This is a genomic window from Rhodopseudomonas sp. AAP120, assembly GCF_001295845.1.
Classification (GTDB): domain Bacteria; phylum Pseudomonadota; class Alphaproteobacteria; order Rhizobiales; family Xanthobacteraceae; genus Rhodopseudomonas.
In genome coordinates this window covers 1-12,650 of record NZ_LJIC01000221.1, presented here as the reverse complement: position 1 = coordinate 12,650, position 12,650 = coordinate 1, and the positions used below count along the sequence as shown (strand labels likewise).

At 69.2% G+C, this 12,650-nt stretch carries 14 protein-coding genes and 1 riboswitch; of the genes, 9 read left to right on the top strand and 5 right to left on the bottom strand.

Translation table 11 applies throughout. The annotated features are described in order from the left end of the window. Positions 1 to 75: 75 nt before the first annotated feature. Positions 76 to 1,050 (bottom strand): YheT family hydrolase, encoded by a 975-nt coding sequence (locus IP86_RS27535; protein ID WP_054165640.1) that lies wholly within the window; start codon positions 1,048 to 1,050, stop codon positions 76 to 78. 306 nt (positions 1,051 to 1,356) lie between these two features. On the opposite strand from IP86_RS27535, the gene IP86_RS27530 reads away from it, so the two are divergent. Further along, positions 1,357 to 1,551: a hypothetical protein gene (locus IP86_RS27530; protein ID WP_054165642.1), complete on the top strand. Its 195-nt coding sequence runs from the start codon at positions 1,357 to 1,359 to the stop codon at positions 1,549 to 1,551. 49 nt (positions 1,552 to 1,600) lie between these two features. After that, positions 1,601 to 2,128: a GIY-YIG nuclease family protein gene (locus IP86_RS27525; protein ID WP_082364298.1), complete on the top strand. Its 528-nt coding sequence runs from the start codon at positions 1,601 to 1,603 to the stop codon at positions 2,126 to 2,128. Here IP86_RS27525 and cutA read toward each other — a convergent pair. Next, positions 2,043 to 2,378, bottom strand: coding sequence for a divalent-cation tolerance protein CutA (gene cutA, locus IP86_RS27520; RefSeq protein ID WP_054165639.1), 336 nt, complete (start codon positions 2,376 to 2,378; stop codon positions 2,043 to 2,045). The genes IP86_RS27525 and cutA overlap by 86 nt on opposite strands. A gap of 98 nt (positions 2,379 to 2,476) precedes the next feature. Here cutA and IP86_RS27515 point away from each other — a divergent pair, with 98 nt between their 5' ends. Beyond that, positions 2,477 to 2,689: an FmdB family zinc ribbon protein gene (locus tag IP86_RS27515; RefSeq protein ID WP_054165641.1), complete on the top strand. Its 213-nt coding sequence runs from the start codon at positions 2,477 to 2,479 to the stop codon at positions 2,687 to 2,689. A 111-nt stretch (positions 2,690 to 2,800) separates the two neighbouring features. Next, positions 2,801 to 3,286: a hypothetical protein gene (locus tag IP86_RS27510; protein ID WP_054165638.1), complete on the top strand. Its 486-nt coding sequence runs from the start codon at positions 2,801 to 2,803 to the stop codon at positions 3,284 to 3,286. A gap of 49 nt (positions 3,287 to 3,335) precedes the next feature. Here IP86_RS27510 and IP86_RS27505 read toward each other — a convergent pair whose 3' ends face one another. From IP86_RS27505 to cobT, 3 genes are all read right to left on the bottom strand, one after another. Beyond that, positions 3,336 to 3,581 (bottom strand): hypothetical protein, encoded by a 246-nt coding sequence (locus IP86_RS27505; protein WP_054165637.1) that lies wholly within the window; start codon positions 3,579 to 3,581, stop codon positions 3,336 to 3,338. A gap of 140 nt (positions 3,582 to 3,721) precedes the next feature. After that, a complete protein-coding gene (gene bluB / locus IP86_RS27500; RefSeq protein ID WP_054165636.1) occupies positions 3,722 to 4,393 on the bottom strand; it encodes a 5,6-dimethylbenzimidazole synthase in 672 nt (223 codons plus the stop codon). A gap of 17 nt (positions 4,394 to 4,410) precedes the next feature. Beyond that, entirely contained in the window at positions 4,411 to 5,466 is a 1,056-nt protein-coding gene (cobT, locus tag IP86_RS27495) for a nicotinate-nucleotide--dimethylbenzimidazole phosphoribosyltransferase (protein ID WP_054165635.1), read from the bottom strand. Between the two features lie 96 nt (positions 5,467 to 5,562). Beyond that, positions 5,563 to 5,776: riboswitch (cobalamin riboswitch) on the top strand. Between the two features lie 121 nt (positions 5,777 to 5,897). Between cobT and IP86_RS27490 the strand changes: the two genes are divergently transcribed. The 5 genes from IP86_RS27490 to cobO all read left to right on the top strand — a co-directional run bounded on the left by IP86_RS27490 (position 5,898) and on the right by cobO (position 12,527). Continuing rightward, positions 5,898 to 6,347 (top strand): DUF1636 family protein, encoded by a 450-nt coding sequence (locus IP86_RS27490; RefSeq protein WP_054165634.1) that lies wholly within the window; start codon positions 5,898 to 5,900, stop codon positions 6,345 to 6,347. Continuing rightward, positions 6,344 to 6,880 carry a bifunctional adenosylcobinamide kinase/adenosylcobinamide-phosphate guanylyltransferase gene (gene cobU, locus IP86_RS27485; RefSeq protein WP_054165633.1) on the top strand — a complete coding sequence of 179 codons (537 nt, stop codon included), beginning with the start codon at positions 6,344 to 6,346 and terminating at the stop codon, positions 6,878 to 6,880. Before IP86_RS27490 ends, cobU begins: the two co-directional genes overlap by 4 nt. 3 nt (positions 6,881 to 6,883) lie before the next feature. Next, entirely contained in the window at positions 6,884 to 7,888 is a 1,005-nt protein-coding gene (gene cobW, locus IP86_RS27480) for a cobalamin biosynthesis protein CobW (RefSeq protein ID WP_054165632.1), read from the top strand. A 134-nt stretch (positions 7,889 to 8,022) separates the two neighbouring features. Beyond that, positions 8,023 to 11,904, top strand: a complete 3,882-nt coding sequence (gene cobN / locus IP86_RS27475; protein WP_054165631.1) for a cobaltochelatase subunit CobN — start codon at positions 8,023 to 8,025, stop codon at positions 11,902 to 11,904. Continuing rightward, positions 11,901 to 12,527, top strand: a complete 627-nt coding sequence (gene cobO, locus IP86_RS27470) for a cob(I)yrinic acid a,c-diamide adenosyltransferase (RefSeq protein ID WP_054165630.1) — start codon at positions 11,901 to 11,903, stop codon at positions 12,525 to 12,527. Before cobN ends, cobO begins: the two co-directional genes overlap by 4 nt. Positions 12,528 to 12,650 lie beyond the last annotated feature (123 nt).

Genomic DNA, 12,650 nt, shown 5'->3' with positions numbered 1-12,650 from the left:
CCCGCCGCGCTTCGCGCGTCGACCTCTCCCGCAAGCGGGAGAGGTTGCGCCGTGTCGGATCGCTACATCAACAAACTACACAGCCCCCAACCAATCGCACACCGCCTCCGGCATCGCGTTCACCTCGCCCGGAAACGGCCCCGTCGCGAAGCCGACATGGCCGCCCTCATTGGGCTGCACCAGCGTCACGTAATCGCCGACCTGGTGCGGCGCCGGCAGCGAGGCGCCAGGGACGAACGGGTCGTTGCGGGCGTTCAGCACCAGCGCGGGCACGCGGATCTTGTGCAGATGCGGCTTCGACGACGCCCGCGTCCAGTAATCGTCGACGTCGGCGAAGCCGTGCAGCGGCGCCGTGAAGGCATCGTCGAACGCGCGCAGTGTGGTCGCGGCGATCAGCCTGTCGCGATCGAACAAGCCGGGGTGCTGCGTCAGCTTCGCCAGCGCGCGCGGCTTCATGGTGCGCAGGAAGTTGCGGGTGTAGATCTGGCAATTCAGACCGGCATCGATCGCCGCCCCGGACGCGAGCAGGTCGAGCGGTGCCGAGATCGCCGCCACTGCGCGGACCGTCTGCGCCGCGCCGTCGCCCGCCTCCTCGGTCCAGCGCAGCAGCGCGTTGCCGCCGAGCGAGACGCCCGCGGCAATCACCGGCGCGCCGGCGCGCTCGCGCATCCGGCCGAGCATCCAGCCGATCTCCTCGAAGTCGCCGGAGTGATAGGAGCGCGGCGCCAGATTGGGCTCGCCCGAGCAGCCGCGGAAATGCGGAATGCTGAAGCGCCAGCCGCGCGCCTGAGCGGCCTGCGCGAACGCGATCGCGTAGCGGCTCGACGAGGAACCTTCGAGGCCGTGAAACAGCACCAGCCACGGCGCACCGGCAGGCCCCGCAAGATGATCGACATCGATGAAGTCGCCGTCCGGCGCGCGCCAGCGTTCGCGTTCCAGCCGCAGCGCCTCGGCCGGCCGTGGCCTCGCGAACAACGCCGGCCAGATCGTCTGCAGATGGCCGCCGGGCAGCCACCACGGCGCGTGATAATCGCGCAAAGCTTCGCGCATGAGACGGATCGCTGGTCGGAGACGCACAAGGGTGGGACCGCAACCTGCCGCCGTCGCACCGCTGCCGTCAACACCTCGCCAGCACGCATCTTGCCAGCCCGCATCCGGCTGGCGCGAAACCGCAATCCGGCTCGCGCCATCAGAGATGATGTTACCCGCCCTCGCCTTTCGCGAGGCCCTGGCGCAAGAAATCACGGCGGCAAGGCGGTGATCGGCATTGCGTGCGCTCCGCTTCGCGCTAATCTCATCTTCGAACATAGCAGCTCCGGCGCCAGCGCAGCTTCGGACGGGATGGACGAGGGGACGATGAAGGCCCAGGACACCGCACAGTTCCGCGATCTGTCGGCCGACGAACTGGAATGCCTCGCCGCGGCCGAATGGGCACAGGCGAAGGCCCTGTCCGACGCGCCCAAGGATCTGGTGATGAAGTCCGCCACCGAGATGCAGGCCCGCGCCAAGCTGAAGCGGATGCTGCTCAGCCAGGTGCCGACCAAGCACTGAGGCGCATCGGTTCGCTTGACCGCACGCCTCGCCGTGCAACACTGCCGCGATGCAGCGGCTGTCGCTCGATTGCTGTCCCGACGCCGGCGGTGCCTATGTGGTGGCGCTGCGCATCGCGGCGCCGGTGAGCGTGCGGCTCGGCAAGGCCGCGCCGGTCGCGCTTGCGGCCGGCCGCTATCTGTATTGCGGCTCGGCCTACGGCCCCGGCGGATTGCGCGCGCGGCTCGGCCGCCACTTCCGCCGCGACAAGTCGGTCCGCTGGCACATCGATCAGCTCACCACCGCCGGCGACGTGCTCGGCGCCTGGGCGGTCGCACAGGGCGACGAATGCGAGCTGGTGCGCCGGCTCGGCTTTCTGCACAGCCCGATCGCCGGCTTCGGCGCCAGCGATTGCCCGGACTGCCGCAGCCATCTGCTGCGCTGGCCGCAGCGCATCGCGCGGACGGCCATCACCACCGCACTCGCAGCCGGGGCGGCAGGCCCGCTCTGGCTCAGCGGCCCGGCGAATCCGTCGCCACCTCACGCCGCAGCCAGCCGAGATACTTCTCGGCCCCGGCCGTCACCGGAAGCTGGATGATCTCCGGCGTGTCGTAGGAGTGCAGCGACGTGATCAGTTCGCGCAGCGCCGCGAATTTCGCCGGCATCGTCTTGATCAGCAGCAGCTGCTCGGCGTCGCTCGTGATCTTGCCGTCCCACCAGTAGTGGCTGGTGATCGCCTGGATCTGGACGCAGGCGGCGAGCCGGGCTTCCAGGGTTGCAATTGCTAATCGTTCCGCCTCCTCCTTGTTGGGGGCAGTAATCATCACTACGCAGGCGGCCTCGTCCATCAGCTCATCCTTTCGATCGATGCGTCACCGACGCATTGCGGGCGGCCGCGGTTGTTTGCTATCGCTACGCGGTCCGCAGTTCCGTTCAGGAGATCGTCATGCCGATCTACGGCTATGTCTGCAACAAATGCGGGCACCGCTTCGAAACGCTGCTGTATGCGAACGAGACCGCTGCCTGCCCGACCTGCGAAAGCACCGACCTCGATCAGCAATTGTCGCTGATCGCCAAGCCCGGCAAGGCCGGCCCGGACGTGCCGATGTGCGACGGCGCCGGCGGATGCGGCCGCTGCATGCCGGACCTCTGCGCCTGAGGCGCGGGGCGCCGCGGCCTGCGTCGCTTTGCGGTCGGACGCGCGAGGAACGAAGTCGCGGCCATCGCCGTTCTGCCCGCTGACCTCTTTCCGTAAAAGGCAGCGAAGCAAATGGCGCAAGTGAGCCGCGTATTCGACAGTCCTGGCCGTGCGCAGGCCGCCCTCGACGAATTGAAGACCCTCGGCTTCGGCAACGCCGAACTGCTGCCGGATCGCGACGGCCGCGGCAACACCACCGTCCGGGTCGAGCCGCCATTCGGCAGCGCATTGCGGGTCGAGCAAGTCCTCGGCCGCCACGCCCGCGCCGGCGCAGCCCCATCCGCCGGCAGGTCGGCGCCGCCCGCGAAGACGGCCGGCCCCGAGGCGGCCCCGACTGCATCGCCGGCAACGCGGAGCACGGCGCCCGAGACCCCGTCAAAGCCGGCCGCCTCGACGCGCAACGGATCACACGCGGACCTCAGAACCGGTCCGCGCACGCTGTCGCAATGGCTCGGCATCCCCGAGCTGATCGATTCGGATACGTTCTTCTCGGGCTTCCCGCTGCTGATCCGGCCGACGCCGAAGACGATCGTCGATCCGGCGCCCAAGCGCGATTGAGGCCGCCGCCCGAACGGCGGCGACCCGCAAGGTCACCCTTTGAAAAATGTCAGTCGGCCTTCTCGGACGTCCGCGTATTGCCGCGCCGTGCAGCCGAGGCGGTCGCGCCGGCCTCCGTGCAGGGAATCGGCGTCCAGCTGCCGTCCGGTGCCTTCATGTACGAAGTGCAGCCATTCGAAGTGGCTTCGGCGGCGTTGCGCTGCTGGCCTTGATTGTTGGCCATCGCCGGCGCGGACAGCAGCGTCGTCGCGGCCAGAGTGGCAATGCCGATCAGGGGTAGGCGTGAAGTCGTCATGTCCGGTCCTCCATTGTCGGAACGGGCCGGACTATCCAGACAAATTGTGACAACTTCTTGCAAAAGCGGCGGCCCGGAGCCGCGTTGCTTAACGGTCGTTAAAGACGCAACACGATCAGTACGATCGCGCACCGAAAACGTCAGCGATACAGCACGCCGCGGCCGACCGAGGTGCGGTCCTGCCAGTTGAAGCGGACCAGCTCGGGGTCGACGTGCTCCTCGACCGGCCAGCCGACGCACAGATAGGCGATGAACTTCCAGTCCCCCGGCACATCGAGATCGGCGGTGGCCGTTTCCGGATCGAGGATCGACACCCAGCCGACGCCGAGGCCGAGCGCGCGGGCGGCGAGCCAGAACGTCTCGATCATCGTCACCACCGAATAATCCAGCGCTTCCGGCATGGTCTGCCGCCCGACGCCGAGCCCCTGCGGCGTCGCCCGGTCGCAGAACAGCGCGAATTGCCGTGGCGCGACGTCGATGCCTTCGAGTTTGAGCTGCGAATAAAGCTCGGCGCGCTTGCCGTGATAGGCGCTCGCGGCGGTCTCGTTGCAGCGGACGAAATTGTCGCGAATCCTGGCACGCATCGCCGGGCTGTCGACGCTGACCCAGCGCCAGGGTTGGCTGTTGCCGACCGAGGGCGACAACTGGGCGAGATCGAGCAGATGTTCGATCAGCGCCGGATCGACCGCATCGGGCTTGAAGCGGCGTACGTCGCGCCGCCATGCGATCAGCTCGGCCAGCTTCTGCTGGAACGCCGCGTCGAACACCGGCGGCTTGGCGTTGAGGCTCGCGACGGGATGTTGCTCGGTCATGCTGCTTCCCTGATCGCTCACAGTTTGCCGGCCAGAACGTCGGACAGGTCCGCCACGTCGGTCATCAACCGCGCCGCGGCCCGCACCAGCGGCACCGCGAGGATCGCGCCGGTGCCTTCGCCGAGCCGCAGATCGAGCGCGAGCAGCGGCTTGGCCTCGAGCGCCTGCAGCGCGAGCTCGTGGCCGCGCTCGGCGGAGCGATGCGCGAACACGCAGTAGTCGCGCGCCGCAGGCGCCAGCCGCACCGCCAGCAGCGCCGCAGCGGTGGCGATGAAGCCGTCGACGATCACCGGCCGGCGCTGCAACGCCGCGCCGAGCACGGCGCCCGCCATCATGGCGATCTCCAGCCCGCCGAATTCGCACAGTACGTCGAACGGCGCGGTCGCATCGCTGCGCGCGGCCGCCATCTCGATCGCGGCGCGCTTTTTCGCCATGCCGGGCGCATCCTGTCCGGCTCCGACGCCGATGCAGGCGTCCAGCGGCGCCGGCGCCAGCCGGTGCAGCAGCAGCGACGACGACGCGGTGTTGCCGATCCCCATCTCGCCGAGCGCGATGACATCCGCCCCAGCCTTGATTTCGGCGATCGCCAGCTCGGCGCCGCGATTCAGCGCCAGCGCCGCTTCGTCCGCCGTCATCGCCGGCTCGCGCGCGGCGTTGCCGGTGCCCATCCGCACCTTGGCGTCGATCAGGTCAGGATGCTTGGGCAATTCGGCGGCGACGCCGGCGTCGATCACGCGGATATCGACATGACTGCCGGCCGCGAACGCATTGGCGCAGGCCTTGCCGGCCAGATAGGTCATCACCATCGCCACCGTCACGGCAGACGGGTATTGCGACACACCTTCGGCGGTGAGACCGTGATCGCCGGCGAACACCATCAGCACCGCATTGTCGCAGCGCGGCTCGGCCGGATGCCGCATCGCGCCGAGCGCGACCGCCAGATCCTCTATGCGGCCGAGCGAGCCCGGCGGCTTGGCCTTGCCGTCGACACGGGCGCGCAGCGCGACGTCGAGCGCGCGGTCCACCGGCACGATGGGCGGCGGCTGCCAGGCAACGAGAGTGTCTGTCGGCATGAGTCGATCTCTATTTGCGTGAACCTGCGCAAGTGGCGGAAGTCGGCGCCGAGGTCAACACCACCTTCCTCGCGGTTGACCCAGGCGGTAGCCGCAGATACCGTGACCGATGATGGTCCTTCCGCAAGGAAGGTGAAAAGGGAATCCGGTGCGGGCGAGTTCGATCGCTCAATCCCGGTGCTGCCCCCGCAACTGTAAGCGACGAGCCCGCGCCTCTGCCACTGGGATGATCCTGACAAAGGACCCTGGGAAGGCGGCGACAGGGCCGCGACTCGCGAGCCAGGAGACCTGCCATCAGCAACAGTGCTTTGGACGGCGTCGGGGCGGGGTGCACCGGACGGAAAGCAGCACGGTGACGCAGCGCGCCACCTCGCGCGATCCGACAAAGCTCGAAGCTGTCAGGCGCCGACGGCGCAGCCGCGAGCGAGGGCATGGATCGCAGCCCCACCGATCAATCGACCAACACGTCTGATGCTGCCGACGTTGAGGCTTCGCCGCGGCCGACCGGGCCGGTGGTGATCAGCGTCTGCGTCAGTTGCAAATCCACCGACGGCCGCAATGCCGGCGCGCCGATGCTGGAAGCGATGCGCGCCGCGCTCGGCGATTGCGCCGATGTGCGCGTGCGGCCGGTGCAATGCCTCAGCGTCTGCAAGCGTCCCACCACCGTCGCGGTGTCGAGCGCGGACGGCTACAATTTCGTGTTCGGCGATCTGTTGCCGGACACAGCCGCCGAGGCGATCGCGTCGTTCGCCGCCGCCTATCGCCAAAGCCCCTACGGCCTGGTGCCGTGGCGGCAGCGCGCCGAGGTGCTGCGCAAAGGCATGGTGACCCGGCTGCCGCCGCTCGGCTGGTCGCCGGACGATGGACGCGCCCCGACATGACCGCGCTCGTCTCGACGCTGGTGCTCGGCGGTGCGCGTTCCGGCAAATCGGTGTTCGGCGAGCAGCTGGTGGCCGGCAGCCGCCTCACCAAAATCTATCTCGCCACCGCGACGCGCAGCGACGACGAGATGGCCGAGCGCATCGCGCACCACCGCAATCGCCGCGGCTTTTCCGGCTGGACCACCGTCGAGGAGCCGCTGGCGCTGGTCGATGCGCTGACCCGCGAAGCCGGCCGCGGCCGCGCTGTGCTGGTCGATTGCCTGACGCTGTGGCTGTTCAATTTGATGGAAGCCGGCCGCGATCCCGAGGTCGAGGCCAAGCGCCTGACGCGCTATCTCGGCGTCGCCACCGCGCCGATCGTGATGGTGTCGAATGAAGTCGGCCTCGGCCTGGTGCCGGAAACGCCGCTCGGCCGCGCCTTCCGCGACGCGCAGGGCCGCCTCAACCAGATCGTCGCCGCCACCGTCCCCCAAGTCGTGTTCGTCGCCGCGGGCCTGCCGCTGTGGCTGAAGAAACCGCAGCCGGAGAACTAACAGATGACCACCCGCATTCCCGTCACCGTGCTCACCGGCTTTCTCGGCGCCGGCAAGACCACGCTGCTGCGCTCGCTGCTGACGCAGTCGAACGGCCGCCGCATCGCGGTGATCGTCAACGAATTCGGTGACGCCGGCTTCGACGGTGGCCTGATCGAGGATTGCGGCGACGCCGCCTGCACGCCGGACGACATCGTCGAACTCACCAATGGCTGCATCTGCTGCACCGTGGCGGACGACTTCATCCCGACCATGGAAAAGCTGCTGAATCGCGACCGCCCGCTCGACGCGATCGTGATCGAGACCTCGGGGCTCGCCTTGCCGCAGCCGCTGCTGAAAGCCTTCGCCTGGCCGGCGGTGAAGACCCGCGCCACCGCCGACGGCGTCGTCACCGTTGTCGATGCGCTGGCGCTCAGCGAAGGCCGCATCCCGCTCGACGACGACGCCACCAAGGCGAAGCGCGACGCCACACACGACGATCCGGTCGAGGAAGTGTTCGAGGATCAGCTCGCCTGCGCCGATCTCGTGGTGCTGTCGAAAAGCGACCTGGTCGCGCCCGATCAGCTCGCGGCGCTCGAATCAAAGCTGACCACGCGGCTGCGGCCGAACGTGCGTATCATCCGCTCGCACGGCGAACTGGCGCCGTCGGTGCTGATCGGCCTCGACTCTGCCGCCGAGGACGACCTCGCGTCTCGCGTCGGCCATCACCCCGAGGGCGAAGAGCACGATCATGACGATTTCGACTCGATCGTGGTGACGCCGCAGCCGGCCGACACGTTGGACGCGATGCGCAGCCGGGTCGACGCCGCGCTCGGCCTCGACGGCGTGCTGCGTGTCAAAGGCCACGGCCGCATCGCCGGCAAGCCGGCGCCGGTGGTGGTGCAGGCCGTCGGCACCCGCGTCGACCTCGCCTTCGCCCGCCCCGATGCCGCCCGCTCTGATCATCTGGTAGTGATCGGCCTGAAGGGCTTCGACACCGACGCGGCGCGACGCGCGCTGGCAGGATAGCCGATGACTCGCCCCGTCATTGCGAGCGAAGCGAAGCAATCCAGAAGCCCCGCATCCGGAGCTGGATTGCTTCGTCGCTTCGCTCCTCGCAATGACGGGGAGAGCGCGGTGTGTCAGCGACACAGGTGCACCCCATGCACCTGAAGCTCGACGCCAGCGCCAGTATCGACGACGGCGATGTCGCCCGCGATCTCGGGCAGGAGCCGGCGGAGATCGTCGTGCTGTCCGCCGCCGACACCGACCTCGCGGCGTTCGCTGCGGCGCGCGCCGAACTACCCGATGACTTCCCCAGCCTGCGGCTGACCAATCTGCTGGCGCTCGGCCATCCAGCCTCGGTCGATCTCTACGTCGAGCGCACGCTCGCCAAGGCCAAGATCGTCATTTTGCGCATGCTAGGCGGCGAGGCGTATTGGCCGCACGGCGTCGAGAGCCTGCGCCGCGATGCGTTCGCGCGCGGCGCGCTGTTCGTCTGCATCCCGGGCGAACTGCACTGGAACGCCGACCTCGCGGCGCGCGGCAATGCCGATCTCGACGACGCCCACGCGCTGTGGCGCTATTGCACCGAAGGCGGCGTCGAAAATTTGCGGCTGGCGCTGCGCTACGCCGCCTGGATGATCCTGCGCGACGACCCGCCGCCGCCGCCGCGGCCGATGCCAGCCGCCGGCTTCTGGCCCGCGGAGCCACAGCCGGCGCGGCGCAGCCGGGCGCTGATCATCTTCTATCGCGCGCTGGTCGCGAGCGGCGACACCGCGGCGATCGATGCACTGCGCGCCGCGCTGGAGGCGCGTGGCCTCGATGCGGCGTGTCTCTACGTCACCAGCCTGAAGGACGCGCGCTCGCTCGCGTTCCTGAAGAGCGCACTCGCCGCCGATCCGCCCGACGTGATCCTCAACGCGACCGCCTTCGCGACGGCGACCGCGACCGACGACGCCGGCATCCTCGCCTCTGCTGATTGTCCGATCCTGCAGATCGCCCAGGCCGGCGTCAGCCGCGACAGCTGGGAACAGTCGAGCCGCGGCCTCAATCCGCGCGACCTAGCGATGCACGTGGTGCTGCCGGAAGTCGATGGCCGCATCTTCGCCGGTGCGGTCGCGTTCAAGCAGCGCGGCGCCGACGACGGCGACTACGCACCGACTGTGTATCAGCCGCTCGGCGACCGCATCGACGCCGCGGCCGATCTCGCCAAGGCCTGGGCGCGGCTGCGCCGGCTGCCGCTGCGCAAGCGCCGAATCGGCATCGTGCTCGCCAACTATCCGAACCGCGACGGTCGGCTCGGCAACGGCGTCGGCCTCGACACCCCGCAATCGCTGCAGGATCTGCTCTACGCGCTGCGCGAGGACGGCTACGACACCGGCGCACTGCCGGCCGACACCGCCGAGCTGATGCAGATTCTGCAGAGCGGCCCGACCAACGAACTTGCCGCACGCGATCAGCGCAGCGGCGGCATCAGTTGGACGCTCACCGACTACAAGGCCGCCTTCGCGACGCTGCCGGAGGCCGTGCGCCGCGCCGTCGAAAGCCGCTGGGGCCGACCCGAGGCCGATCCGCATGTCGCGGACGGCAGCTTCCGGCTGGCGCTACATCGCTTCGGCAACATTCTTGTCGGCGTGCAGCCGGCGCGTGGCTACAATATCGATCCGAAGTCGAGCTTCCACGATCCCGACCTGCCGCCGCCGCATCACTACGTCGCGTTCTATCTGTGGCTGCGCCGCGGCTTCGACGCCCATGCGGTGATCCATCTCGGCAAGCACGGCAATCTCGAATGGCTGCCGGGCAAGAGCGCCGGGCTGTCGCAGGATTGCTTCCCGGCCGCGCTGCTCGGCGCGCTGCCGCATCTCTATCCGTTCATCGTCAACGACCCCGGCGAAGGCATCCAGGCCAAGCGCCGCACCGCCGCAGTGATCGTTGATCATCTGACCCCGCCGCTCACGCGCGCCGAACTGCACGACGAGATGGCGCGGCTGGAAGGCCTGGTCGACGAATACGCGCTCGCTGCCGACCTCGACCCGAAACGCGCCGACGCCATCGCCGACGACATCCTGTCGCTGGCCCGCGCCACCCGTCTCGACGCCGACGTCGCCATCGATCGCGACACGCCGACGCTGGACGCGCTGCGCGCCATCGACGCGCATCTGTGCGATCTCAAAGAGATGCAGATCCGCGACGGCCTGCACATCTTCGGCCGCACGCCGAAGCCGGCGCAGCGCGACGAGCTGTTAGTATCGATCGCGCGCCTGCCGCGCTCCGATCTGAAACCGCAGGACGCCTCGCTGCACCGCGCGCTGGCTTTGGATCTTGGACTGACCGATGCGAGCAGTGGGCCGTTCGATCCGCTGACGCGCGATCTTGCGGCGGATTATCATGGCCCGCGCCCGGCGGTGCTCGCCGCGCTCAGCGACCGCCCGTGGCGCACTACTGGCGACACGGTCGAACGCATCGAGCTCCTTGCATCGCGATTAGTTTCGGCCCTTCCCCGGGCACAGACCCACCCTCTCCCCTTGTGGGAGAGGGTGGCGTCGACGCAGTCGGCGCCGGGTGAGGGGTCGGCCACAGACCGTGCCCTCACCTCGTTATCAATGCCTGGGGCGCCCCCTTACCCGGCGCGGACGATGTCCGTGCCACCCTCTCCCACGAGGGGAGAGGGTGAAGAGCGCTGGCCTCACGCCCAGCCCGTGCTCGACTGGATCGCCGCCTCGCTCCGACCGGCGATCGACGCTTCGGGCGATGCCGAACGCACGGCGCTGCTGCGCGGCCTCAGTGGCCGCTTCATCCGCCCCGGCCCCTCCGGCGCGCCGACCCGCGGCCGGCCCGACGTACTTCCGACCGGGCGCAATTTCTTCGCGGTCGATGTTCGCGCCGTGCCGACGCCGTCGGCGTGGCGGATCGGCGCGCTGGCGGCCGAGCGGCTGGTCGAATCCTATTGGCAGAGCGAAGGCGAATGGCCGCGCTCGATCGCGCTGTCGGCCTGGGGCACGGCCAACATGCGCACCGGCGGTGACGACGTCGCGCAGGCGCTGGCGCTGATCGGCGCGCGGCCGACCTGGGAGGACGCCACCGGCCGCGTCACCGGCTTCAGCATCGTGCCGCTGTCCGAACTGAAACGCCCGCGGGTCGACGTCACCTTCCGCGTCTCCGGCCTGTTCCGCGACGCCTTCCCGACGCAGATGGACCTGATCGCCAGCGCGACGGCAGCCATCGCGGCGCTCGACGAGCCCGATGACGCCAACCCGATCGCCGCGCATGTCCGCGCCCGCGCCGCGGAGCTTACGCAGGCGGGCCTGAATCCGGAGCGGGCGCGGCAGCAGGCCGCCGACCGCGTGTTCGGCGCCAAGCCCGGCGCCTATGGCGCGGGATTGCAGGCGCTGATCGACGACGGCGGCTGGCAGACCCGCGGCGAACTCGCCGACGCGTATCTGGCGTGGGGCGGCTATGCCTACGGCTCCGGCCGCGACGGCGCCGAGGCGCGCGACGGCTTTGCGGCGCGGCTGCAGACCACGCAACTGGTCGCGCAGGCACAGGACAATCGCGAGCACGACATCCTCGACTCCGACGATTACTACCAGTTCATCGGCGGCCTCGCCGCGACCGTCGAAACGCTGAGCGGCTCGGCGCCGAAGATCGCCCATGTCGACACCTCGCGTCCCGAGGCGCCACTGCCGCGCACGCTGGCGCACGAGATCAGCCGCGTGGTCCGCGGCCGCGCCGCCAATCCGAAATGGATCGCCGGGGTGATGCGCCACGGCTACAAGGGCGCATCCGAGATCGCCGCCACGGTGGACTATCTGTTCGGCTTCGCCGCCTCCACCGACGCGGTGGCGCCGCATCATTTCGATCAGCTGTTCGCCGCCTATCTCGAAGACGAGACGGTGCGCGATTTTCTGCACGACGCCAATCCGGCGGCGCTGCGCGACATCGCCGAGCGTTTTGCCGAAGCGATCCGCCGCGGGCTGTGGACGCCGCGCTCCAACCGGGCCGCCGACCTGCTCGCCGAACTCACCACCAAGGAAATCGCATGACCGACGCCGCCCCCGAGCGCGACGACAACGCCCGCCACGCCGAGAAGGCGAAGAAGCGCAAGGCCGCGCACGACAAGAAGCTCGAAGGCATGTCGGACGACAAGGGTCTGCTGATCGTCCACACCGGCACCGGCAAGGGCAAGACCTCGGCGGCGCTCGGCATGGTGTTCCGCCATATCGGACATGAGATGCCGGTCGCGGTGGTGCAATTCACCAAGTCCGAGAAGTGGAACACCGGCGAAGCCAAGCTGCTGGCGAAATTCCCCGAGCTGGTGACGCTGCACATCATGGGCGAAGGCTTCACCTGGGAAACCCAGGACCGCGAACGCGACATCGCCGCCGCCCGCGCCGGCTGGGAGCGCGCCAAGCAACTGATCCGCGACGACCGCCACCGCATGGTGCTGCTCGACGAACTCAACATCGTGCTGCGCTACGATTACTTGCCGATGCCCGAGGTGATCGCCTTCCTGCTCGACGAGAAGCCGCCGGGCAAACACGTCGTCATCACCGGCCGCAACGCCAATCCGGCGCTGATCGACATCGCCGATCTGGTGACCGAGATGACGCTCGTGAAGCACCCCTTCCGCAGCGGCGTGAAGGCGCAGAAGGGCGTGGAGTTTTGATCGCTCACGTCGCAGCGCGCGCCTCTTACCCTCCCCCTTGCGGGGAGGGTGGACGGCCGCAGGCCGGCCGGGTGGGGGGTGCCCCAGGCACTGTGCTCCTGGCACCCCCCCCCCCCCCCCCCC

Excerpts from the sequence above, each read along its gene's own strand:
- cobT (WP_054165635.1), bottom strand. The coding sequence starts at position 5,466 with ATGCCGACAGACACTCTCGTTGCCTGGCAGCCGCCGCCCATCGTGCCG.
- cobU (WP_054165633.1), top strand. The coding sequence starts at position 6,344 with ATGACCGCGCTCGTCTCGACGCTGGTGCTCGGCGGTGCGCGTTCCGGC.
- cobO (WP_054165630.1), top strand. The coding sequence starts at position 11,901 with ATGACCGACGCCGCCCCCGAGCGCGACGACAACGCCCGCCACGCCGAG.
- cobN (WP_054165631.1), top strand. The coding sequence starts at position 8,023 with ATGCACCTGAAGCTCGACGCCAGCGCCAGTATCGACGACGGCGATGTC.
- IP86_RS27490 (WP_054165634.1), top strand. The coding sequence starts at position 5,898 with ATGGATCGCAGCCCCACCGATCAATCGACCAACACGTCTGATGCTGCC.
- IP86_RS27505 (WP_054165637.1), bottom strand. The coding sequence starts at position 3,581 with ATGACGACTTCACGCCTACCCCTGATCGGCATTGCCACTCTGGCCGCG.
- bluB (WP_054165636.1), bottom strand. The coding sequence starts at position 4,393 with ATGACCGAGCAACATCCCGTCGCGAGCCTCAACGCCAAGCCGCCGGTG.
- IP86_RS27530 (WP_054165642.1), top strand. The coding sequence starts at position 1,357 with ATGAAGGCCCAGGACACCGCACAGTTCCGCGATCTGTCGGCCGACGAA.
- IP86_RS27515 (WP_054165641.1), top strand. The coding sequence starts at position 2,477 with ATGCCGATCTACGGCTATGTCTGCAACAAATGCGGGCACCGCTTCGAA.
- cutA (WP_054165639.1), bottom strand. The coding sequence starts at position 2,378 with ATGGACGAGGCCGCCTGCGTAGTGATGATTACTGCCCCCAACAAGGAG.
- cobW (WP_054165632.1), top strand. The coding sequence starts at position 6,884 with ATGACCACCCGCATTCCCGTCACCGTGCTCACCGGCTTTCTCGGCGCC.
- IP86_RS27525 (WP_082364298.1), top strand. The coding sequence starts at position 1,601 with ATGCAGCGGCTGTCGCTCGATTGCTGTCCCGACGCCGGCGGTGCCTAT.
- IP86_RS27535 (WP_054165640.1), bottom strand. The coding sequence starts at position 1,050 with ATGCGCGAAGCTTTGCGCGATTATCACGCGCCGTGGTGGCTGCCCGGC.
- IP86_RS27510 (WP_054165638.1), top strand. The coding sequence starts at position 2,801 with ATGGCGCAAGTGAGCCGCGTATTCGACAGTCCTGGCCGTGCGCAGGCC.